Below are 23,417 nucleotides of genomic sequence, written 5' to 3' on the forward strand. Positions count from 1 at the left end.
TTATTATCCCGTGTGTTTAATCAGAACATAAGTCCAATGCGGTAATAGACGGAGTACCGGTCAGCATCGAGCCAGTCCGGATATTTCAGTGGTTTGGAAACCGTAAAGCTGCTGGAAACATGACGGTGAGCCGTAGACAATCCAACCGCCGCACCCCAGAGCGTGCCGGAAGCGTATTTATCCAGGCTGTCGTGATGCAGGTAGCCACCATCCACCGCAGTCACCAGGCTCACCTGCCCCATCACCGGCATGGTAAACAGATAGGTATTCAGTTCATTGCGCAGGTAGCCGCCGCTGTCACCCGCCAGATATTGCTCTTTAAAGCCTCTTACCGAGCTTTCCCCACCAATGGTCAGGCGTTCGCTGCCATACAGCCGGTCAGAAGTCCACTGACCGTATACGCTGCTTAACCAGGTTACCCGTTCGGTTATTGGAAAGTAGTAACTGCCGGACAGGCTCCATTTGGAGAATTCCGCTTTAGGTGCGCCGGAAGGTTTTCCATCATCATCTTCCGCCCCCAACCATGGCACGCCCTGACTGTATGCCGGATTAAGCGTGGCAAAACCACCCCATAATTTTTGACCGTGGTTAATACCTAAAGTAACGCTGGAGAGCTTGCGGCTGCTGCTTTGCAACAGCACATCATTAAGATAGTTACGGCTAATGCGATGGGTTATCCCTAAGGAAAGCCCCGTTTTAATATCTCCGTCGCGATATAGCGTCCAACTGCTGTTCAGGCGGTGGGTCTGGGTATCGCCCCGTGACTGCCAGTAGTAGCCCCGGTTATCGATACTGCTCAGGTAGTCACTCCAGGAGTAGCTGTAATCAAACAGCGCGTAGCCATAAGGGACGCTGAGGCTGGCCTGTAAGCTTTGGGCATCATGGCTGTTGGATAAATCGCTGCTTTTAGCACCGTTAACGAACCACTTATCGGCTATTCCCAGCAGGTTATTGCCAGTAATTGAACTGTTCATTTGCCCGGTACCGGTACTTTTTTGTCCGCTGTTATCAAAACCCAGCGTAAAACTCAGGGGGAATTCAGGCTGAGCAGTCAGGCTCACCACCGATAATCCCTGCTCACTTCCTGGCAGAATCTCTATCTGAACCGGTACGGTACGCACCCGGTTAATCTGCTCCATTCCCTGTTCAATATCCCGCAGGTTAAAAATGTTTCCTTCCAGACCTGGGAACGCCATGCGAAGAGCCACCGTTGACTCACCTTCCAGCAGCACTTTTTCCAGTTTTCCTTCCAGTACCCAGATATTCAGCGTGCCTGAAGAAAGGTCCTGCTCGGTTAAAAAAGCCCTGCTGGTAATGTAGCCACGGCTGATATACCACTCGGAAACCACTTCAACTAATCTGGATATCTGAGAAATACCCATGCACTGGTTAACATAGGGCTGAATTAGCTGGTTTTTATCGTTTTCAGAGAGTCGGGTTGCCTGCTCTATATTGATGTGATTAATAGAAAAACACGGCCCGGATACTTCCGGTGTGGAAGGCTGAGAAGGAGTCTGCAATTCAATATTGCGCTCTAATTCTTCCCGTTGTTGCTGGTTTTGCAACAAGATATCGCGCTGTTGTTGTTCAATATCCCCCCTGTCGGCTGGATTTAATGGTGCAGCCCAGGCCGATGAGAAATAAACGACAGCAGTAAATATAGTAAATAATAAAATAATAAATTTAGTGACAATCAAAAATGTAGATAAAAATAAATCTACAGTATCATTCCACACGCGTTTCAATATAAAGGTCATACCTTATCCATGGCGAAAATATAAATTAATTATTATTATCAATTGGTTATATTATTTTTAGAAAATATTAAGAACTGATTTTGAAGAATTATAAGGCGAATCTGGTTTATTTAATACCTGTCAAAAATACCAGTTATCATCCTTGTTTATTATGGGTAGGAACGGCAAGAAATGAGCTAATGTTCTCTCGATAAATTCTCTGGAAATAGATTCACCACCAGAGAATTTATCAATAATTTACTAAGTTCTGTCGGCAACGAATGGATTGGTCATTCGCTCTTCACCAAAAGTAGACATTGGTCCATGGCCCGGAATAAATTGGACATCATTGCCCAGCGGCCATAACTTATCGCGAATTGATGAGATTAATGCCTGATAATCTCCCCGGGGAAAATCGGTTCTGCCAATACCGCCAGCAAACAACACGTCGCCCACGGAAGCTAATCGGGATGATTCAGAGAAGAAAATAACATGGCCTGGAGTATGGCCTGGGGTATGACGGACCAGTAACTCTACATTACCAAATTTGACAGTATCTCCTTCGTCTAACCAACGATCCGGAACAAAGGGTGTACAGTGTTCTAAACCGAAACGGGCGCTTTGTTCTAATAGCGTTTCCAGTAAAAAGGCATCGTCTTTATGAGGGCCTACAATTGGTACGCTGTAACGTCGTGCCATCTTACTGGCTGCGCCTACGTGATCTAAATGACCATGGGTCAGTAAGACTTTAACCAGCTTTAAGCCTAACTCTTCAATCGTCTTACTTAATATCGCTGGCTCACCACCAGGATCAACAATCACAGCCTGTTTAGTTTCTTCACACCACAATAATGTGCAATTTTGCTGGAAAGGTGTGACTGGAATAATTTTGTATTTCAAAGAAGCTCTCCCTCATAGCTAATATGATTGTTATTTTAAGCAATAAATCATATTACCATTTCTTTCTGATTTGTTTAGCTCCCTGTATAAAATAAGGCGTCTGATTAGACGCCTTATTCAATTCATGTCAGGAACAACCTTAATTACCAGTCTCGAACTGGTCCGGTATCAACATGTACAAAATTACTTGATGGGTAATAACCTACCCCACCGGATTTCATCTGTAAGGCCGCATCCCTCAAACTTTTCAGAGATACACCATCAATACGAATATCCGCAGCCTGACCTAATGTATGATAACTATGTTTTGCCACACCACGTTTCTGACTACGCATACTATTATTGGAGTCGACGCTACGATAGCCACAAATAAGTTCAATTTGTTTATTACCAAACTGCTTTTGTAAATAATGAAGCTTATCGTAAAGCTGTGGATCAATAGTGGTAATTTGATCGTTACGTCGATCGCGGAATATATGATTTAAGCGGGAGAGCTCTGTTTTATCATAGCTCTTACCGTTAAAGTAAGTAGACTTAATTGTTTCATTTGTATTGATATTCTTAATCAATAAAGTACGGGTACGTAATGCACTCTTACTTTTCTTTGTCGTTGAGGTACTGGAAGCAGCAAATGCCGCATCAGGAATAAGTGCCAAGCCTAATGCTGCGCCGCTAATGGCCAGCCATTTACGACGGTGATGATCAATTTTATCCATAATTCTATTTATACTCAGTAAAACAGGTTACAAAATAATTTCGTTACACGATAACCACTGACATGAACTGATTTATGCCATATTGCTACACTACCTGAGTAGTAAGCAAAAGTGTGAAGAAAAACAAACGAATACTAGGTTAAGTCTCTATGTAGCATAACTTTTAATGCTTCACAGTCCAGACTTTGACTGTTTCTACGGGTGCTTAAATGTAAGCACCCGTGAACAGATAATGTTATGACAACAAAAATGAAAGGATTACTGCATTAGCGCAATAATTTTTCTACCTGAGGTAACTCTTTAATCCCTTCCTGTGCCGCACTGTCATATCCATAAATATCAGTACGGAATTCAGGCGTACCGCTATTTGACACCCAAGAGGTCATATAATAAAGCTGCACAGGAATCTCTTCACGAATATTGGCATACGTTGTGCTGCCGCGTTTCAGAGTGTTTTGAATTTTATTGTCATCCCAACCCACTTCATTTAACAAAATATTCGCCAGTTCAGATGCTTTATTAACCCGAATACAGCCTGAGCTTAACGCTCTCATATTTTTGTCAAATAAACGATGGTTAGGGGTATCGTGCAAATAAATTGCATCATCATTCGGCATGTTAAACTTGAAACGACCTAATGCATTACCACGACCAGGAGCTTGCTGTAAGCGGTAATTCCCACCCGCTGACCAGTCAATGGTGCTTGGATCAACAACCGTTGCGCCTTTGCCCCAACCGGAATAAACAGTATAACCGCCGCGTTTCAGATATTCTGCATCGCGTTTAGCTTTAGGAACTAAATCTTCACGAATTAATTTAACCGGAACGTTCCATGGTGGGTTAACAACCACGTTGTTTAATGCACTACTCATTAATGGTGTTTTGCGTTTTACAGAACCAACAATAACCCGGGATTCCAGAATCAATTCGCTATTCACATAATAAGCCAGTGAATAATCGGGAATATTAACGAAGATACCGTGATCCATTGAATTTGGTAATAAGCGTAAACGCTGGATATTCAGTGCTAAAATAGCCGCACGGGTTTGCGGAGCCATGTTTAACGCTTCACGAGTCGTGTTACCAATTACACCATCAGTTTCCATGCCATACATTTGTTGGAAACGTTTTACGCCATCCACCAACTCACCACTGTACACCAGTGATACTTTTTTCTTCGGTGCTGACGTTTCCCCTTCTGCAGTTGCATTATGAGAAGTTGTTTCTGCATCACCTTTGATCAGACCGCTGCGCGTTAGGATATCTCTCAATACAGGAACATCTTTATGGCTGTTACCCGGACGCAGGCTTTGCTTGGCAAGTGTCATTTGCGGCCATGGTTGAACATCTTCAACTAACGGCTTTAATGAATCATGCATTTTGCTATAAAAAGTATTTTGCGGAGCTAAACTTTGAATAAACTTATCTGAACTACCATCCTTCACCGCTTGTTGCCATTGACCGATCATTTCGACTGAAGGCGCGGCCATTTTGTAAGAGCCTTTGTTGTATAACCAACGATTGCCATTAGCTTTAACACCCTCAACAAAATGCATATAGCCCAGTAAAGCATCAGACAGTACAGCATCTTTGGCAATGCCAGTAATTTCTGGTTGAGTGAGTAATTTTGCCCACTGACCAAACTGAGGTTGTATGCCCGCCAACGCCATTTCTGCTAGTTGTTGTTCAAACAGTTTCTGAACTTTTTCGTCTTCCCACAGGGATTTCATTTCTGAAGTGGTATAGATCGAGCTCAATTCAGGCATGAACTTTAATGTTACGCCTGCAGGTAATGCCGCAAGTAATGCATCACGCGTTTGAGCAACAACAACAGGATCCTGCACAGGCACTTCAACTGCGGTGGTTTCGGCTGCTACTTGCTCACCTTCCGTTGTAGCTGGCGCTTCAGCAGAAATAGTCGCTGGAGCCTGATTATTCAGGTCTTCATCAGCGGCACATCCGCCCAATGGAAATGCCATCAACGCTGTTAATGTGCATTTAACCGCTAAACTTTTAATAATTTTTCGTTTTACCAACAACATCCTTTGTCCCCTGCTTTTACCAACATATTATTGACCATCGCCACTATGCCCCATTTGAACGTTAAAATGGCTTGATAAACATGCGCTCTTATTAAAACATTTCTACCAAACATCCTGTATAAATTGGCATTCGAAAAATTGGCCGCCTTTCGGCGACCTTAAACACAGATTATCTTAACAAGATAACAATAAACAATAATCTAACATCGTTTTATTGTAACAACTCTTCAGAAACATCTGGTTCATCACTTTTTTTCGCTTCACTTTCAACTTTAGCAGGCTCTTTATCGGCTGCAAACCCTTTAAGGCCAACCACATGAACATGTTCATGATTCTGGAATACCTTACGAACCAACTTATAGGTTGTTCCCTTCTCCGGACTAATGTTCTCCGGAGCCGCGATCACCAACTGCATCTCTAAACGATCGCAAAGCTCAAACAGTGTCGCAATAGAGTTGGCATCCAGACGCGCGGCTTCATCCAGGAACAGCAGACGACATGGCGAAATATCTTTCCCACGTAGACGCCTTGATTCCTCTTCCCAGCTCTGAACCACCATCACCAAAATTGACATCCCAGTACCGATAGCTTCACCGGTTGACAAGGCTCCACTTTCTGCACGCAACCAGCCGTCAGAGCCGCGATACACTTCAACTTCCAGCTCCAGATAGTTACGATAGTCCAGCAACTCTTCACCAATGGTTTGGGCTGTGCGCTGCCCCATATCAATATGTGGATTCAAGCGCTGGTAAAGTTTGGCTAAAGCTTCAGAGAAGGTTAAACGGTTACTGCTAAACAGATCCTGATGCTGCTCTTGCTGTTCAGAAAGAACTTCAAGCAATGTCGCATGAGCTTCACGCACATTCACATTCAAACGCACGCTCTTAACCTGACCAAAGGCCACGGCCTGTAAGCCCTGGTTCAACATACGAATACGATTCTGTTCGCGCTGAATAGTTTTGCGAATAATGTTTGCTACGCTCTTGGAACTGATAGCCAGCTTCTGCTCACGGGCCGTTAACTCTTCCGTCAGGCGGGCCAGTTCGATTTCCATTTGTTCAATGGCTTCAACCGGATCGTCGGTACGAATAATATCCTGACGAATACGCTCACGCAGATGCTGGTAAACCGCAATATAGAACTGAATTTTTCGTTCCGGGCGTTTAGGATCTTCCGAGGCTCTAAGTACATCACGTAAATGTTCGTTATCAGCAACGGCCAGGCGCAATGCACCTAATGCTTTATCCGACATTGAACGCAGTTCGTCTGCATCCATATAGGCTAATTCACGACGATGCAGACGACGTTCAACATCATTATCTTTAACCAGACGCATGACCAGACACCAACCGGCTTTCGCGGTTACCACCTGTTCACGAATCTGATGATATTCACGTTCGGCTTTACGTAAGCGCTTCTGTAAATTATCCATTTCGGCTTCACAGAAGGTAATTTGTTTTTCTAACTGATTACAGCGCTGGCGATTCTGATGAAGTCCGGCATACAGCTCATCACGACGTTGTTTAGCTCTGGCTTCAGCATCTGGATCGGCCTGAACACCAATATCCTGCAGCTCCTGCCCTAACTCTTTCAGCATCTCTCGTTTAGCATCGTAAGAACTCTTAAGGGATGCTAATACCTGATTAAACTGTGCTGCCTGAGCCTGATAAGATTTTAACTGCTCTCTGGCGCGACTACGTTCAGCTTCCGCCTGTTCCAGACGCTGACGCAGCTTATCATTCAAATCAGAGTTTTCCGTCAGCATGCCAGCAGAATCACTGTAACTGAAGTGAACCCGGCGCTGTACCACTTCCGTCAATGCGAAAGCCTGCTGCTTGGCCTGACGCTGCACGGTTTGTGCCTGAGCATAGCTAGCCTGTAAATTCTCATGCTGCGTTGGGTCGCTTTGCAGCACGGCAACTAACGGCTCAAGTTTGTTTAACGTGTTGCCATGTTGTTGAACATAGCGGGCAGCTTCCTGCGCCTCTTCCAGATCTTCCCGAATAACGTCAACACGCTCAGTCAGGGAGTCATCACCCATCAGATGTAACAATGGCATGATGCGGTTTAACTGGCTGATGCTCTCTTTGGTCTGATCGAGTTGCTGCTTATGCTGACGTTCCTGCCCTTCATGACCATTTAGCTCACGCTCAATCTCATTACGACGGGAAGTTAACTGGCGTATTTCCGCTTCCGGATCGCTTTCAAACACTACCGAAAGATGTGTACCTACAAAACGGCTAAAGCTTTGGTGTAGACGCTGCGTTTTTTGTACATCAAAAGAGATAGTGGCATAACGTTCTGCCAGCTCTTCACGCTCAGTACTCAATACTTCCAGACGATTCTCACGTGCTGCCCGACCAAATAATGGCACCTCAGGGAAACGTGAATAACGCCACTGGCGATCGGAAACTTTAACAACGATTGCGCCCGTGAGCTCTTCCGCTTCAAAGACGCTGTCATCAAATGACTGGGGATCCCCTTCAATCAGATACAAATCTTCCGGGCAATCTTCCAGAGAATCTAAATGTTCGCGTAACAGAGAAAGGTCCGGAACTACGATACCGTGACGAGCTGGTCCGTATAATGCGGAGAAATAAGGTGCATCATCCAGTACCACATCATCATAAATCTCAGATAACAACACGCCACCAAAACGCTCGGCTAAAGCCAGCAGGCGACTGTCTTCCGCACCACTTGGCTGACTCAGTCGTTCAATTTGCTGCTCAATTAAACTTTTTTGCTGTGATATCTGATCGCGCTCAACGGTCGTTTCGCGCTCACGCTCTAACAGATACTGCATCTGCTCGGTAATCTGAGCGCTGTTTTCCAGACTTTCGCCACACTGCTCACTGAGCTGAGTAAGCGCATCCTGAGCGGTAATCCAGACAGGAGCTCGATCGGATAGCTGCTTAATACGACTATTGGCTTGATCCAGTTCCTGACGCAACGTCATTCTCTGTTCGCCAAAGCTGGCGGCGCCCTGAGACAGCTCTTCCAGTCGCATCTCTAGTTCACTACGAACTTCTTCTAACTCTTCCAGTTGATAGTCATGTCCGGCTTTTTTACAGAATTCTTGCAGCAGACGTTCTGCATCTTGTTGCTCGCGTAAACGCTGCTCCAGCTCAGAGAGCTGAATTCGCAACGCATTGACGCGTTCTGCCTGATGCTGCTGTGATGACCAGTCGCGCAATAACTCTTTTGCTGTCTTCCAGGCATCTGCCCGACTAACTTCACCGGCCATTTTGCAAACCAGTTGATAGGCTTCTTCAAACTGGCTGTGAGCCGCATCGGCTACGCTAAGCTTTTGCTCCAGTGCTAATAATGCTTCGGTAGCTTCTTGCTCGCGGGCAGTAAAGGTTTCTAACCATTCATCTGCATTGTCTGCGGTCAACTCCGGTAACTGACATACTTCCCTGGCTCGTTCCAACGCGGTTAATGCCTGCTGATATTGGATAGCCCGGGTTTGCTGTACGTCCAGCGCCTGTTGATAGTCAGCCAGTTGGCTTTTTAGTTCATCAACTTCAAGTTCAGAGCCCTCAGTACGAGCCTGATATTCAGCCAGTTGTTCGCTGGATTCAGCAACAACTTCATTTTGCTCTTCTAAACGGTAAGTCAGCTCATCCAGATCGCCCTGATAGCGCTCGATTTTTTCCTGCTGACGCATAGCCGTTTGTACTAAGTTGAGATGATCGCTGGCAGCCTGGTAATCCATTTCAAGATCGGATTGTGCTCCGGACTGCTCAGCCAGTTCTCTTGCCATTTCAACATGGCGATACTGTTCTGTAACCAATTGTGCCCGACTGGTAAGCAACTCACGACGCAGCACTAATGCGCCATCAAGATAAACCCGTCGTTCGTTGGCATGACGCATGTAATCCGCTGCCACATACGAGGTTGCCTCGGAAATAAGATGCTTAAACAGATCGCGGTCAGATTGAGTAACCCGAATCGCTTCAAGCGTCATGCGGTTTTCCCGCAGCGCTGATTCCATATCCTGGAAGGCTTTACGCACCCCACTGTTTTCCGGCAACAGGTAATCCCGCAATGAACGGGTAATGGCGCTGGAAATACCACCATACAGTGATGCTTCAATCAGACGATAGAACTTGCTGCGATCGGAAGAAGAGCGTAAACGCTTAGGAATAACACCCAGATCAAACATCAGGGCGTGATAATCGGCAATGGAGTTAAATTGCTTAAACTGAACGCCTTCGATGGCTTCAACCCGCTCTTTTAACTCAGGCAGAGGCAAGACGCGAGCCTGACGCTCACCGACGGTTTCAGTCAGAATTTGAGTTGGCTGTATTGCTGCCGGTAAGCCAGAAATAGTGAATGGTTTAATATCCACTTTCTTATCACGACCAGCAACCTGCTGTAAGCGAACCCCACAAATAACGCGCTGATGGCGAGAGTTAACCACGTCCAGCGTGGCATAACACACACCGGCTTTTAACTTACCATACAGACCTTTATCTCTGGAACCACTGGTTGCACCGGCTTCCGTAGTATTACGGAAGTGAAGCAGCGTCAGGTCGGGAATCAAAGCAGTAACGAAAGCCGCCATAGTGGTGGATTTTCCTGCCCCGTTACCACCGGAAAGAGTAGTGACTAACTCATCCAGATCAAAGGTACGGGCAAAAAAGCCATTCCAGTTGACCAGCGTTAGTGAGCGAAATTTACCGCGTTCAATCATTCCTGTTCATCCTCCGCGCTATCCGCCACGTTTTCATTATTCTGGTCATCATCAGACAGTGACAAACTGTTTTCCAGCGGCATCGCTTCACCATCACGAATCATGCGCAGTTGCGCTTCTCTTGGGTCATCACTGCTGCGAACATCCGCGCCAAAACGGAAAACCGCTTCGGTAATTCTAAACTTAGTACTGTCCGTTCCCATAAAAGTAACCATGCCTAAACGACGCAGTCGGTTAAGGGAAGTTCGGACTTTTTCCTGCAGTTTTTGACGGTCAAGATCGGAACCGGTAGAACGCTGATTGACGTATTTTAATAATTTACTTTCATCCGCCAGCGAAATCAGCTCTTCATACAGCTCCTGACCACTAAAAATACCTTCCTGAGCTAGTCGCTCCGGACTGAGATAGAGATAACAAAGGATCTTACCTACCATCATATCCAGCTCGGACAGAACTGAGCGAGAAATGAGCGTAGTAGAGCGAGGGCGCAAATAGAAGAACCCTTCTGGCGCCCGAATTAACTCAACGTTATAACGTTGGTAAAACAGCTCCAGCTCATCCTGATAGTCCATCAGAAAAGCATGATTATCCAGCTCATCAATACCGATATGGCGACCAGAGCGCAATTGGCTATCAAGTGCCGGGAAAAGTGAATTGGCAATTGCCTGAGCCAGCTTTGCCGGCATAATTTGTTCAATATTTGTCGATGACATGGGCCTGCACCTTGGCTCCGTAATCGTTAATCGACTGCCATTCGGCAGGCAATCCGGAGAAATCAGCATCTGCCACACCAAGTCTGACGGCCTGATCGACTAACAGTCGGGCTACATCAAAGTGGCGGGAGCGTGGGAATTGAGTCAAATAGCTACGCATAACTGCACCAAGATCCAGCGGCCGGGCATCCCGTCGATAGACCTCAAGAGCAACTTCAATATGCGCTGCGATTTGCTCTCGCATTTCGGTAAATTCTTCAAATTCTAAATCTGGTGGAAGCTCACCGGTAACCTCTTCACTGCGCAACGCTAACTCTTCGTCACGCATATCAAACAAACGTTCAGCATTGGCGTAAGTCAACGCCCATGGCTGATCAAAGTAGGTTTGTAATGATTGACGTAAGCGCTGGGAGAAGATTCGGTTTTTATCCATATCTATCGCAGTACGAATAAATTTATGGATATGGCGATCGTAGCCAATCCACAGGTCAATGGCTTGCTGGCCCCAGCTAATAATACGGTCCAGTTTAGATTGCAGATCCAATACCAATTTATCAACAAACAACAATTCAGAATTGTTCATTGTGGCATCCTGAATGCGCAATAAATTAGCCTGAAGTTTATCCCCGGCGGCTTCCAGAGTATCCTGCAATTCTCGCAGAGTACCGGAGGTTTCCATCAATAAGGCTTCACAGCTCGAAATAGCAGCACGCCAGTCTTTACCTAACAGGGCAGCGATATCATCTTTTACGTTTTGTTGCTGCTCATCCATTATGCGCTGGGTGAGATCGATACTGTCAAAAATTTCGGCCACCGAGTATTTGAGCGGGGCGAATACGTTTCTGTGCCAATGGAAATCATCACCGCCCTCTTCAGCCGCTTCGGCCGCCAGGTTCAATTCCTGGGCAACAATCGATAGCTGCATAGAGAGACGCAGTGAAGAGAATTCACGCTGACGAATATAATAATCCGTAATACCTATACCTAAAGGCGTTAAACGATAGATAGCATTACCATCTGCCAGTTCACTGGTAAAACGGTTCAAAAGTCGTTGTTTCACCATGTCGTTGATAGCATTGTTGGCACGTACGGCAATGGTTTCGTGAGTTTGCTCGAACCCTTTACTGACGTGTCTGAATGCATCAACCAGCTCGCCTTCACTCATTTCACCATCCAGCCGATCGCTGTTCAGTGTGGCAATGGCTAATAAAAATGCCAGACGTTCTGTTGGTAACGACAATGAAAAATCATTTTTACGAGCCCAGGCGACCAGTTCCGGTACAGTCTGGGAAAAATCACTCATAGTTCATCCTTTACGTTCGACTCGTTTGGCTTTTGTGCTATCACATGAATATAACGTCCCAAACTGACAAACGGCTCTTGTCGGCAATAGCGTAGTTCCAGTGCCAGCAAGGCAGCAAAATCCTGCTGCTGTTGTTGTTTATTCTGTGTGTAATCATGAAAAACCCGGACCCCGCTCTTACCGATGGTAACCATCTGCATTTCATCCAGCCAATTATAGACCTTCTGAGGTTCCAATGGTCGGTCAGGTGACAGCGTTCGCTTTTTCTTTTTTTGCATCCCGGCTTCAATGTAGCCAAAATTACCTAACGTAATATTACGAAATAACAGTGCGTTATAATTGTAAAACATCAATGATAACATGCCTGCTGGTTGCAGGCATTGGATCAGCGCTTCCAGCGTGCCACGTTGATCCTGAACCCATTCTAAAACTGCATGAAACAATACCAGATCTACCGGCTGTTCTAAATGATCTGATACATCCTTTGCTGCACAGTGAATAAATTGTATTTGTTGGCTCACACCTTTTTCTGCCGCGGCCAATTCTGCCCGCTTCAACATCTCGGCTGAAATATCACAGAAAATCACCTGGTGCCCGCGTGCAGCCATCTCACAGGCCATTACCCCTTCACCACCACCAGCATCAAGAATGCGTAGAGGGCGCTGAGGCATAAGTGACAGCAGATTCTCGAGATCCTGCCACAACACTGCCTGACGAATTTCGCCTTTTGTCGTACCATAAATATTGCGGGAAAATTTTTCCGCAATATCATCAAAATTACGATCTTTGGTGGCTCTCAAATTAACTCCGCCAGACTTTATTACCATAACTCACAAATGCGTCTCTTATTATATCAGCCTGCTATTTTGACACAGGCTGGTATAGAATAAATCTTATTCATCCTGTCTGGATATTCAGATGATGTTTTTTTATACAAAAAACACCTATTTTTCGGAAAAAACATGCTTTTTATTTTAAAAAAAATTATCGGCAACTTGCTTCTTCCTTTGCCTTTTCTACTATTGTTAATGGCTATTGCTTTACTGTTACTTTGGTTTAGTCGCTGGCAAAAAAGTGCTAAAACACTACTTACGGTAAGCTGGCTTGGTTTATTGTTATTAAGTCTGCAACCGGTTGCTGACAGATTGCTGATGCCGATAGAAAATCAGTATGCTACTTATCAAAAAAATGAACCCATCGACTATATTGTGGTTCTGGGTGGTGGTTATACTTACAATCCAGAATGGGCTCCCAGTTCTAATCTTTTTCCTAATAGCTTACCAAGAGTTACTGAGGGTGTTCGTCTTTATCGCCAGCACCCCGGCGCTAAAATGATTTTTAGTGGGGCAGCAGCTATTTCTAACCCTCTACCTAATGCCAAAGTCGCGGCAATGGTGGCTGAAAGTTTAGGCGTTCCCGAACAGGACATCATTATTTTGCCACAGGCCAAAGATACAATAGAGGAAGCTCAGGCAGTCGCGCAAATAGCTCAGCAAAAAACACTCTTATTAGTGACCTCTGCTAACCATCTTCCCAGAGCAATGCGTATTTTCCAAAAGGAAGGGCTAAACCCTATCCCCGCTCCAGCTAATCAGCTTGCAACCTTAGGGCCACTTAATCCTTGGGAAAAAGCTTTCCCTTCTGCTTTCTACTTGTCACACAGTGAACGCGCATGGTACGAAACGCTGGGTAATTTATGGCTAACCATCAAAGAGTAGTTGTTATTTGATCTTAATAAGCCGTTCGGAACCATCCTGAACGGCTTATTTTTATGCCCGGATAAATTTTATTTATGGCCGAGGACTTCCCGAACTCGAGCCAAATCTTCTGGCGTATCGACTCCAACAGAAGGAACTTCAATCGCGGCTTCAACGTGAATCTTCTCGCCATACCATAACACCCTTAGCTGCTCCAGCATTTCTATTTGCTCAAGCGGGCTTGGCTCCCAACTGATATAACGACGAATAAATCCAGCCCGGTAAGCATAAATACCTATATGACGCAGATAAAAATCACCGATTTCCTTCTGAGAAACAGAAAAGCGTTCGCGATCCCAGGGAATGGTCGCTCTTGAAAAATAGAGCGCATAGCCTTCACTGTTGATAACGACTTTCACTGCGTTCGGATTAAACGCTTCTTCAACAGAATTAATTGGCACAGCCAGTGTCGCCATACCTGCATCAGCACCGATTAGATTATGCGCTACCTGACGAATAATTACTGGGGGCACTAGCGGCTCATCACCCTGAACATTAACAATGATTTCATCATCACCGAATTGGTAACGTTCAATGACTTCAGCTAAACGCTCAGTTCCTGAATTATGGTGAAGGCTGGTAAGGCAAACTTCACCACCAGCTGCTTCTACGGCTTTTTGTACATCAATATTATCGGTTGCCACTATCACTCGGGAAGCACCTGACTCCAGTGCTCTTTCCATAACGTGAACCACCATTGGCTTACCTGCAATATCCGCCAGTGGTTTACCCGGTAAACGAGTTGAAGCGTAACGCGCAGGGATAATTGCAATAAAACTCATGCTGTTTTCTCATCTAACGTCAGTTTTCGTGCTTCTGATTCAAGCAATACAGGAATACCGTCACGAACAGCAAAAGCTAAACCATCAATCTTACAAACCAGTTCCTGATGTTCTTTATTAAATGCGAGTTTCCCATTACAAACCGGGCAAGCAATGATTTCCAGCAAACGATGATCCATGCACGACCTCTATTATCGGACGAGTAACACAACTTTGTGATGGGCAAGAATATCATATTTCACCCGAAGGTTTAATGATAAACACCGTATGGATACTTGATTAAGCAAGATGTGTTTTAGTTATTCAACAAAACCAAGAAGGGACTATTATTTCTCAATTTTACTCATAATTAATGCTAACAATTTCTCCGCACTTTCAGCTGGAAACTGAGCATCAACGGGTAAATACCACCAATTGTTTTGAGCAAAGGCCCTGCACTTTACCGCATCCTTTTCTGTCATCAGTAAGTTTTGTTCTGTATTGACCAGATCAGCTAATAAAGCCTCAGTATATGGCTGATGATCGGCAAAAGCATGAGTTTGCTCAGGTTGCACATTAAGAGTATTTAAGGTTTGAAAGAAACGAGGAGGATGACCGATTCCGGCCATTGCCACAATTCGGGGAAGACCAATAACCTGGCAGCGCTCACCGCTCAGCAGATTAACTGCTTCTCCTGGTTTGAGCTCCATGGGTATTTCATTTTCCCGAGCTTTACCCCCATTGGTAATCACAGCGTCAACAGAGGCCAGACGCCCTGCTCGTTCACGCATTGGGCCTGCGGGCAGCCACCAGCCATTACCAAAACGTCGGGTACCATCAACTACGACCAGTTCAACATCCCGCTGCAATGCATAGTGTTGTAAACCATCGTCAGTGATAATGACATCCAGCTTAAATTGATTAAGTAAGGCTTTTACTGCATCTGAACGCACTGGAGCAACGGCTACTGGCACTCCTGTACGCTGGAAGATGAGCACTGGCTCATCTCCTGCAACTTCTGTCGTAGTATTTTGATCTAATACCAGAGGATAGTGGGCAGATTTTCCACCATATCCCCGGGATACTACACCAGCACGAATGCCCTGACGCTGTAGATTCTCCACCAGCCAAATCGCTACTGGCGTTTTACCATTACCACCCGCGGTCAGATTACCTACCACCACAACCGGTACCGGCGAACGCCATGACTTCAACCAGCCACAACGATATCCAAGCTGCCTTAAACCGCTAATCAAGCCATATAGCCAGGAAAGCGGCAACAGCAGTAAGTATAATTTGGATTCACCGGACCAGATGCGCTCGATCATTGGCTAAACTGCATCCGATGCAACTGGGCATAAACGCCACTATTCTTAATCAATGTTTCATGATTGCCACGCTCAACAATACGTCCATCTTCAATAACCAGAATTTCATCTGCTTTCTCAATAGTGGACAAGCGATGGGCAATCACCAGAGAAGTACGGTTTTTCTGCAATTCATCCAACGCAGCCTGAATAGCCCGCTCTGATTCGGTATCCAGAGCAGAAGTAGCTTCATCAAGGATCAGAATTGGGCTATCTCTTAATAATGCCCGGGCAATAGCAATACGCTGACGTTGACCACCGGATAGCAGCACCCCATTTTCGCCAATTACGGTATCGAGGCCATTATCCATCTTATTGATGAAATCCATGGCATAAGCCATGGTGGCTGCTTTTTCTATATCTTCACGAGAGTATTCAGTGGTGCGGGCATAAGCGATATTATTGGCAATAGTGTCATTAAACAGATGAACATTTTGAGAAACTACCGCCACCTGAGAACGCAACGATGCCAGGGTATATTCACGAATTTCATGACCATCAATCAGAATTTCACCTTCCTGAATGTCATAAAAACGCGTCAATAAATTAGCTATCGTTGATTTACCAGAACCAGAACGACCAACTAATGCTACGGTTTTTCCCGCAGGGATCGTCAAATTGATATTTCTTAATGCCGGTTCATCTTTGGTTGGATAGGTAAATGTCACATTACGCAGTTCAACATTGCCCTGTACACGGTCAACTTTTAAGGTTCCGGTATCTTGTTCTGTTTCCATATCCAGAATGGCGAATAGTGTCTGACAGGCAGCCATACCGCGTTGGAATTGAGCATTCACGTTAGTTAACGATTTAAGTGGCTTCATCAATGCCACCATCGAAGAGAACACCACGGTTATGGTACCCGCAGTCAAGGTATCCATAATGCTCGGGAAGCTGGCGGCAAACAGTACCAACGCCAGCGCCGTTGAGGCTATCAGTTGGACAATAGGATCAGAGATGGCCGATGCAGCAACCATCTTCATACCTTGCTGGCGCATTCTGTTACTAACTTTATTAAAACGGTTGGTTTCTACATCCTGACCGCCAAACAGTAATACTTCTTTATGCCCTTTTAGCATCTGTTCAGCACTGGCGGTAACTTGTCCCATGGTGTTTTGCATATTTTTGCTGATACTGCGAAAACGCTTGGAAACGAAGCGGATAACAAAAGAGACAACCGGTGCCAGAATTACCAAAATCAAAGATAGCTGCCAACTGTTATAAAACATGATGCTAAACAGAGCCAGTATATAAGCCCCTTCACGAACTACTGTGATTAAAGCACCAGAAGAAGAGGAAGCAACCTGTTCTGAATCGTAAGTTATACGGGACAATAGCGTTCCCGTTGACTGCTGATCAAAGAAAGAAACTGGCATATTCATCATATGACCGAATAGTCGACGACGAACGGTCATGACCACCTTGCCAGAAACCCACGACAAGCAATAGGTTGATACATAGCTGGTAATGCCGCGCATGACCATCAGCCCAAGCACAACCAATGGCATCCAGACTAATACGTTGCTTCCCGTTTTACCAAAACCATCATCCAACAAAGGTTTCAGTAATGAGAGCATCATAGCATCAGTACCGGCATTCAAAATCAGCGCCACGGCAGCGACAATTAATCCGAGCTTAAATGGCTTAATCAATGGCCATAAACGGCCAAATGTTTGCCACGTAGTTAGGTCTTTATCATTCAACATTAGTTACCAACATTATGCGAAATAGCGCGTTATTCTACTCATTATGAAGCAAAGAACCAAACCACTGGTGATACCAACGGGGTATAAAATGCTCTCTGAGGGTTAATATTCTATATTTATCTTTATAAAACAATACACTAAGCTGACCGGATTTTGCAGTAGAAATCCATCTTACCCCGGACTTTTTATATCGCTGTTCCACACTTTTAGCCGGGAGATGCCAGGGATTATAACGTGATACCGAAGTTAATGTAGCCTGTGGATTAACCGCCTGTATAAAGGCGACTGTGGATGAACTTTTACTTCCATGATGTGGAGTCTGTAAAATATCACTATCCAACGCATTGCCATAATGCTTAACTAAATTTAGTTCCTGGATGCTTTCCAAATCTCCCGTTAATAAGACACTGTATTTACCATCACTGATACGCAAGACACAAGAGTTGGCATTATAAGCATGAGTAGCCAAAACCGTTGGCCAAAGCACATTAAAGGTTAAATGACCCCCATTGCCAACTATCTCCCTGCTGACAACTTCCTCCTGATGAAATCACAGGGGTGCGTAACCAAGCCTCAGGATAGGCTTTCTGTAATACTTCCAGACCACCGATATGATCCATATCCTGATGGCTGATAATCATGCCCAGCAACGATAAACGATGCCAGTTTAGAAATGGCATTATCTCTTTTTCTGCCATGGAGCCACCATTCCAGCGATTACCGGTATCATAAATAATGGCATGCTCTCCCTGTCGAATAACCACAGCTAAACCATGGCCGACATCCAGCATATCAATTCGCCATTTCTCATCAGGCTTTTGCCAGAATGGAACCAGAATAGTGATGAAAGTTACCCATGGTGTAAACAACCCACAGCGCCATAATGAGAGACGCCAGCAGATTATCAGCAGCCAGCCTAGCCCACTAAATAACAGCATTGAACTGGTAACGCTGGCCCATCCATGTTGTAACTCTTCCAGTATAAACAGTACGCCGGATAATGAGTAATCGGCAATCCACCAAAATAACATTGCTATAGATGGTAACCAGAAAAAAAGCAATCCCAGTAATATTGCCGGAACAGTTACAAACGAGACCACGGGTACAGCAACAAGATTTGCAGGCAACGATGTCCAACTAATACCATGAAACATAAAAAGCTGTACTGGTATAAGTAAAATCATCATGGCTAACTGTAGATGAAACCAACGAGCTAAAACCCGATAACAGAAGGTTATCCAGTCAGGCAATGGAACCCACTGAAACCAAAAAATCAATCCGGCAACCGCCAGACAGGATAGCCATAAACTATCCGATAGAATCATCAACGGATCGAATATCAATAATAATGTAATGATACGCAACCAAACCTGCCATGGCGTCCAGTTAATGCCTTTAGCTCTGAGTAACATCCAGAATGAAAGCGCCAGAAAGGCTCTTAAAACGGGAGGATTTACCCCTGATAACCAAACATATAGGGTTGCGGTTATCCATCCCAATAGTATAGGGAAGCACAACCCTATATAACGATTACGGAAAAAGTACTGTATACCTCTGGCTAAAATCCAGCCTACCAGGGCCGCCAGAGAAATATGTAAACCTGATATCGCCATCAGATGCGCGGTTCCCGTTTGTAAAAACAGTGACCTTCGTTCCGATGACATCCCTCCCCGCTCACCAAATGCCAGGGCTAAAATGATATCCTGAGTTGCTAAAGATGCTATGGTTTGTTGCACCCGACAAATTAATTTCTGTCGGATATCTATTGATTTATCGAGTATTTTTGCCGATTTCACTTGCCCAACCAGAGGTTGGTGAATAGCCATAGCCTTACGCTGTTGATCATAACCCTCCTGATTTAAACGACTGTGAACCGCTTTGAATGACAGATTTAACTGCCATTGCTGTCCTGCCGCCATTTGTCGGGCAATTACCTGATCGTTCATCGAAAAATGAAGTGGTAAGGTGAAATATTCAGTCCATGGTAATGGCTGGCCATCTATCTGCTTCACTCGTAGCAACAAAAATTGAGACTCTTCTGTATTGATATCAGCGCTAACGATTTCTCCCTGAACCTGAGCTGAACGCTCTACATAGCGGTTAACCTGACGATAAACCCCTTCGGCATACCACGTACTCCATAGAAAACTGAGTAATATAATAGAGAAAAGCCTTCTCTTATTTCCACAACATCCCGCACACATCAATGCAATTCCCGCAACCGACCACCAAATCAATGAAGAAGGTAATTTGGGAAGAAATAGCAAAGGTAAAGTACCGCTAATCACCGCACATGAAATGAGATCGATTGAGAGGGATGAACGCAAAATAGAGATCCTTGAATAACATCTGATACTGTTTTGTTATTCAACTTTATAAATGGATATCTATTACAGAACGAATCAAGAAAAACAGAACATCGAACCGGAAGGCAATATTTTATAACACTTGCAAGAGGTTACATCAGGGATGCGAGGCTGGTCGAATTTTTCTGTAATTTATAACATTAGAGCCAATAAAAAATCCGGAACAGATTAACTGGTCCGGATTTTACAATTAAGTCAAACAGGCAAGGATTTACGGATTATTAACCGTAAATATTCGCACGATCGCGTAACTCTTTACCTGGTTTGAAGTGAGGAACATATTTGCTTTCCAGTTCCACTTTCTCACCCGTTTTAGGGTTACGTCCAACACGCGGGGCACGGTAGTGAAGAGAAAAACTGCCAAACCCACGGATCTCGATGCGTTCACCACCGGCTAAAGTTACAGCCATATGTTCAAGCATCTCTTTCACTGCATCTTCAACTGATTTAGTTGGTAAATGAGTGTGTCTACTAGCGAGTCTTTCTATAAGTTCAGACTTGGTCATCGTTCCTCCAAGCTTATCAGCTCAACTACCGAAGGGGCAGCATTGCTGCCCCTCGCCATTATTCGCCTTTAGCTGCTTTAAATGCTTCAGCCATAGCGTTAGAGAATCCACCTTCTTCCTGCTTAGCACTGTTAGTGTTATTAACAGTAGCAACGGCTTCTTTCTCATCAGCTTCATCTTTAGCACGCACAGACAGGCTGATTACACGGTTTTTACGATCAACACCAGTGTATTTAGCTTCAACTTCATCACCAACGCTCAGAACCGTCGTTGCATCTTCAACACGATCACGGCTTGCATCAGAAGCACGCAGGTAACCTTCAACGCCACCCGCTAATTCAACTGTAGCACCTTTTGCGTCAACTGCTGTAACTTTCCCTTTAACAATAGCACCTTTCTTGTTGTTAGCCAGGTAGTTGTTAAATGGATCTTCAGCTAATTGCTTAACGCCTAAGGAGATACGCTCACGCTCTGCATCAACTTGCAGAACCACAGCGGCGATTTCGTCACCTTTCTTATAGTCACGAACCGCTTCTTCTCCGGCAACGTTCCAGGAGATGTCCGACAGGTGAACCAGACCATCAATACCGCCGTCTAAGCCGATGAAGATACCAAAGTCAGTGATTGACTTGATCTTACCTTCAACACGCTCGCCCTTGTTATGGGTCTCTGCGAATTGCTGCCATGGGTTAATTTTGCACTGCTTCAGACCCAGGGAGATACGACGACGTTCTTCGTCGATATCCAGAACCATAACTTCAACCACATCGCCCACGTTAACAACTTTAGATGGGTGAATGTTTTTGTTGGTCCAATCCATTTCTGAAACGTGTACCAGACCTTCAACGCCTTCTTCGATTTCAACGAAGCAGCCGTAATCAGTCAGGTTGGTTACGCGGCCAGTCAGTTTAGTACCTTCCGGGTAACGCTTAGCGATAGCTACCCATGGATCTTCGCCTAACTGCTTCAGACCCAGTGAAACACGGGTACGATCGCGGTCGAACTTAAGAACTTTAACCAGGATTTCATCGCCAACATTAACGATTTCGCTAGGATGCTTAACGCGTTTCCAGGCCATATCAGTAATGTGTAACAGGCCGTCAACGCCGCCCAGATCAACGAATGCACCGTAGTCAGTAAGGTTCTTAACAATACCTTTAACTTCCATGCCTTCTTGCAGGTTTTCCAGCAGTTGATCGCGCTCTGCACTGTTTTCTGATTCGATTACAGCACGGCGAGAAACAACAACGTTGTTACGTTTTTGGTCAAGTTTGATAACCTTGAACTCAAGCTCTTTGCCCTCTAAATGCAGCGTGTCACGAACAGGACGAACGTCTACCAGTGAACCTGGTAAGAACGCACGAATGCCGTTAAGCTCAACGGTAAATCCACCTTTGACCTTGCCATTGATAATACCAATAACAGTTGCAGCTTCTTCAGAAGCTTTTTCCAGCGTGATCCAAGCTTCATGACGCTTAGCTTTCTCACGAGACAGCAGAGTTTCACCGAAACCATCTTCGATAGCATCCAGCGCTACGTCTACTTCGTCACCAACCTGGATTTCCAGTTCGCCCTGAGCGTTTTTAAACTGTTCTACTGGGATTGCAGATTCTGACTTCAGACCTGCGTCAACCAGAACAACGTCTTTATCAATAGCAACAACAACGCCACGTACAATGGAACCCGGACGGGTTTCAATTTCATTCAGGGATTCTTCAAAGAGTTGAGCAAAAGATTCAGTCATGTTATTAATCTTCAGGATTCTTAAATTTAACGTCCATCTGACATCCGGCCCGATGGGGTTGTTATACATACCCTGCTTACATCCATGCAACAGAGTTATTCACAAAAAGCCCACTGCCTAAAAAATAAGCAGTAGACATGAATTATTTTAGCACACTTTGCACATAAGCTAATGTACGCTCGATCACTTCATCAACACTCATATGGGTTGAATCCACCATCAACGCATCAGCCGCTGGAACAAGGGGCGCAACCGCCCGATTACGATCCCGGGAATCCCGTTCCTGTATCTCGGACAAAAGACGTTCAAATTTAACACACTGGCCCTTTTCCTGCAACTGTAGCATGCGCCTTCTGGCTCTCTCTTCTGCGCTCGCATCAAGAAAAATTTTCACCGGCGCATCAGGGAAAACAATAGTCCCCATATCACGACCATCCGCGATTAGCCCTGGGGCCTCTCGAAATGCTCGTTGACGACGCAACAATGCTTCTCTGACGCGTGGAAATGCAGCAACTTGAGAGGCCGCATTTCCTACGGTCTCATTACGAATTTCATTGGTTACTGTTTCACCCTCAAGAATCACCTGTAATTGGTTTTGTTGAGAAATGAAACGGACATCCAAATGAATAGCCAGAGGAACCAGCGCCTCTTCTGAGGCCAGATTCACTTCATGATGTAGTGCTGCTAATGCTAAAACGCGATAAATAGCACCCGAATCCAGTAAATGCCAACCCAGTTTTTCAGCCAAAGCCTGACAAAGTGTTCCTTTTCCCACTCCGCTTGGACCGTCAACGGTTATTACCGGCACAACTGCTGTCATATCGAGCTCCTCTAAACCAGAAAATCATGATGTGCTTCAATAAAGCATATTGCGTGATTATACGCATCATCCTCGCTAACTGACAGAATATGTATCAGGCACAGTCGCATGTAAAAATAACAAAACCTTATATTTCAATAAGAAAAAACATAAATAGATGGGTGTTAAATAGATTTTTAGCGGAAAAGAGATGGAGTTTATTACCTGAATCGTGCAAATAACAGATCAGTGATACAGGCAATTAAAGCCTGTATCACTCAGATTGATGACAAAGTCTGATAGTT

General features: G+C 44.9%; 18 protein-coding genes. 1 reads left to right on the top strand and 17 read right to left on the bottom strand.

The features are described from left to right. Nucleotides 1-20: 20 nt before the first annotated feature. The 8 genes from GOL65_RS05380 to cmoM all read right to left on the bottom strand — a co-directional run bounded on the left by GOL65_RS05380 (nucleotide 21) and on the right by cmoM (nucleotide 12,906). Complete coding sequence (locus GOL65_RS05380; RefSeq protein WP_140919198.1) at nucleotides 21-1,757, bottom strand: ShlB/FhaC/HecB family hemolysin secretion/activation protein; 1,737 nt, start codon at nucleotides 1,755-1,757, stop codon at nucleotides 21-23. Nucleotides 1,758-1,997: 240 nt separating this feature from the next. Continuing rightward, a complete protein-coding gene (locus GOL65_RS05385; protein WP_140919199.1) occupies nucleotides 1,998-2,636 on the bottom strand; it encodes an MBL fold metallo-hydrolase in 639 nt (212 codons plus the stop codon). Nucleotides 2,637-2,779: 143 nt separating this feature from the next. Beyond that, nucleotides 2,780-3,352: a YcbK family protein gene (locus GOL65_RS05390; protein ID WP_140919200.1), complete on the bottom strand. Its 573-nt coding sequence runs from the start codon at nucleotides 3,350-3,352 to the stop codon at nucleotides 2,780-2,782. 266 nt (nucleotides 3,353-3,618) lie between these two features. Beyond that, nucleotides 3,619-5,394: a L,D-transpeptidase gene (ldtD, locus tag GOL65_RS05395; protein WP_140919201.1), complete on the bottom strand. Its 1,776-nt coding sequence runs from the start codon at nucleotides 5,392-5,394 to the stop codon at nucleotides 3,619-3,621. A 211-nt stretch (nucleotides 5,395-5,605) separates the two neighbouring features. Further along, on the bottom strand, nucleotides 5,606-10,090 hold the full coding sequence (gene mukB, locus GOL65_RS05400) for a chromosome partition protein MukB (RefSeq protein WP_140919202.1): 4,485 nt from the start codon (nucleotides 10,088-10,090) through the stop codon (nucleotides 5,606-5,608). Beyond that, entirely contained in the window at nucleotides 10,087-10,803 is a 717-nt protein-coding gene (mukE, locus tag GOL65_RS05405; protein ID WP_130590801.1) for a chromosome partition protein MukE, read from the bottom strand. Before mukE ends, mukB begins: the two co-directional genes overlap by 4 nt. Then, nucleotides 10,784-12,106 (bottom strand): chromosome partition protein MukF, encoded by a 1,323-nt coding sequence (mukF, locus tag GOL65_RS05410; protein ID WP_130590802.1) that lies wholly within the window; start codon nucleotides 12,104-12,106, stop codon nucleotides 10,784-10,786. The genes mukE and mukF overlap by 20 nt, the downstream gene beginning before the upstream one ends. Next, nucleotides 12,103-12,906 (bottom strand): tRNA uridine 5-oxyacetic acid(34) methyltransferase CmoM, encoded by an 804-nt coding sequence (cmoM, locus tag GOL65_RS05415; RefSeq protein WP_228723061.1) that lies wholly within the window; start codon nucleotides 12,904-12,906, stop codon nucleotides 12,103-12,105. The genes mukF and cmoM overlap by 4 nt, the downstream gene beginning before the upstream one ends. A gap of 162 nt (nucleotides 12,907-13,068) precedes the next feature. Between cmoM and elyC the strand changes: the two genes are divergently transcribed. Then, nucleotides 13,069-13,824, top strand: coding sequence for an envelope biogenesis factor ElyC (gene elyC, locus GOL65_RS05420; RefSeq protein ID WP_140919204.1), 756 nt, complete (start codon nucleotides 13,069-13,071; stop codon nucleotides 13,822-13,824). Nucleotides 13,825-13,892: 68 nt separating this feature from the next. Here elyC and kdsB read toward each other — a convergent pair whose 3' ends face one another. The 9 genes from kdsB to cmk form a co-directional block, all read right to left on the bottom strand. After that, nucleotides 13,893-14,645 (bottom strand): 3-deoxy-manno-octulosonate cytidylyltransferase, encoded by a 753-nt coding sequence (gene kdsB, locus GOL65_RS05425; RefSeq protein WP_140919205.1) that lies wholly within the window; start codon nucleotides 14,643-14,645, stop codon nucleotides 13,893-13,895. Continuing rightward, a complete protein-coding gene (locus GOL65_RS05430; protein ID WP_140919206.1) occupies nucleotides 14,642-14,824 on the bottom strand; it encodes a Trm112 family protein in 183 nt (60 codons plus the stop codon). The genes kdsB and GOL65_RS05430 overlap by 4 nt, the downstream gene beginning before the upstream one ends. A gap of 147 nt (nucleotides 14,825-14,971) precedes the next feature. After that, entirely contained in the window at nucleotides 14,972-15,952 is a 981-nt protein-coding gene (gene lpxK / locus GOL65_RS05435; RefSeq protein ID WP_140919207.1) for a tetraacyldisaccharide 4'-kinase, read from the bottom strand. Next, complete coding sequence (gene msbA / locus GOL65_RS05440) at nucleotides 15,949-17,697, bottom strand: lipid A ABC transporter ATP-binding protein/permease MsbA (protein ID WP_140919208.1); 1,749 nt, start codon at nucleotides 17,695-17,697, stop codon at nucleotides 15,949-15,951. Before msbA ends, lpxK begins: the two co-directional genes overlap by 4 nt. Before the next feature lie 34 nt (nucleotides 17,698-17,731). Further along, the gene (locus tag GOL65_RS05445) at nucleotides 17,732-18,166 is read right to left on the bottom strand and encodes a hypothetical protein (RefSeq protein ID WP_140919209.1); all 435 of its coding nucleotides are present in this window, start codon (nucleotides 18,164-18,166) and stop codon (nucleotides 17,732-17,734) included. 19 nt (nucleotides 18,167-18,185) lie between these two features. Next, entirely contained in the window at nucleotides 18,186-20,024 is a 1,839-nt protein-coding gene (locus GOL65_RS05450; RefSeq protein ID WP_179038182.1) for a DNA internalization-related competence protein ComEC/Rec2, read from the bottom strand. Nucleotides 20,025-20,284: 260 nt separating this feature from the next. After that, nucleotides 20,285-20,569, bottom strand: coding sequence for an integration host factor subunit beta (gene ihfB, locus GOL65_RS05455; protein WP_130590810.1), 285 nt, complete (start codon nucleotides 20,567-20,569; stop codon nucleotides 20,285-20,287). A 58-nt stretch (nucleotides 20,570-20,627) separates the two neighbouring features. Continuing rightward, on the bottom strand, nucleotides 20,628-22,313 hold the full coding sequence (rpsA, locus tag GOL65_RS05460; protein WP_130590811.1) for a 30S ribosomal protein S1: 1,686 nt from the start codon (nucleotides 22,311-22,313) through the stop codon (nucleotides 20,628-20,630). Between the two features lie 142 nt (nucleotides 22,314-22,455). After that, nucleotides 22,456-23,133, bottom strand: coding sequence for a (d)CMP kinase (cmk, locus tag GOL65_RS05465; RefSeq protein WP_140919211.1), 678 nt, complete (start codon nucleotides 23,131-23,133; stop codon nucleotides 22,456-22,458). Nucleotides 23,134-23,417 lie beyond the last annotated feature (284 nt).

The organism is Limnobaculum xujianqingii (genome assembly GCF_013394855.1).
Taxonomy (GTDB): Bacteria; Pseudomonadota; Gammaproteobacteria; order Enterobacterales; family Enterobacteriaceae; genus Limnobaculum; species Limnobaculum xujianqingii.

Coding starts and splice junctions, on each gene's coding strand:
- GOL65_RS05380 (WP_140919198.1), bottom strand. CDS start 1,757: ATGACCTTTATATTGAAACGCGTGTGGAATGATACTGTAGATTTATTT.
- GOL65_RS05390 (WP_140919200.1), bottom strand. CDS start 3,352: ATGGATAAAATTGATCATCACCGTCGTAAATGGCTGGCCATTAGCGGC.
- ldtD (WP_140919201.1), bottom strand. CDS start 5,394: ATGTTGTTGGTAAAACGAAAAATTATTAAAAGTTTAGCGGTTAAATGC.
- mukB (WP_140919202.1), bottom strand. CDS start 10,090: ATGATTGAACGCGGTAAATTTCGCTCACTAACGCTGGTCAACTGGAAT.
- mukE (WP_130590801.1), bottom strand. CDS start 10,803: ATGTCATCGACAAATATTGAACAAATTATGCCGGCAAAGCTGGCTCAG.
- mukF (WP_130590802.1), bottom strand. CDS start 12,106: ATGAGTGATTTTTCCCAGACTGTACCGGAACTGGTCGCCTGGGCTCGT.
- elyC (WP_140919204.1), top strand. CDS start 13,069: ATGCTTTTTATTTTAAAAAAAATTATCGGCAACTTGCTTCTTCCTTTG.
- kdsB (WP_140919205.1), bottom strand. CDS start 14,645: ATGAGTTTTATTGCAATTATCCCTGCGCGTTACGCTTCAACTCGTTTA.
- GOL65_RS05430 (WP_140919206.1), bottom strand. CDS start 14,824: ATGGATCATCGTTTGCTGGAAATCATTGCTTGCCCGGTTTGTAATGGG.
- lpxK (WP_140919207.1), bottom strand. CDS start 15,952: ATGATCGAGCGCATCTGGTCCGGTGAATCCAAATTATACTTACTGCTG.
- msbA (WP_140919208.1), bottom strand. CDS start 17,697: ATGTTGAATGATAAAGACCTAACTACGTGGCAAACATTTGGCCGTTTA.
- ihfB (WP_130590810.1), bottom strand. CDS start 20,569: ATGACCAAGTCTGAACTTATAGAAAGACTCGCTAGTAGACACACTCAT.
- rpsA (WP_130590811.1), bottom strand. CDS start 22,313: ATGACTGAATCTTTTGCTCAACTCTTTGAAGAATCCCTGAATGAAATT.
- cmk (WP_140919211.1), bottom strand. CDS start 23,133: ATGACAGCAGTTGTGCCGGTAATAACCGTTGACGGTCCAAGCGGAGTG.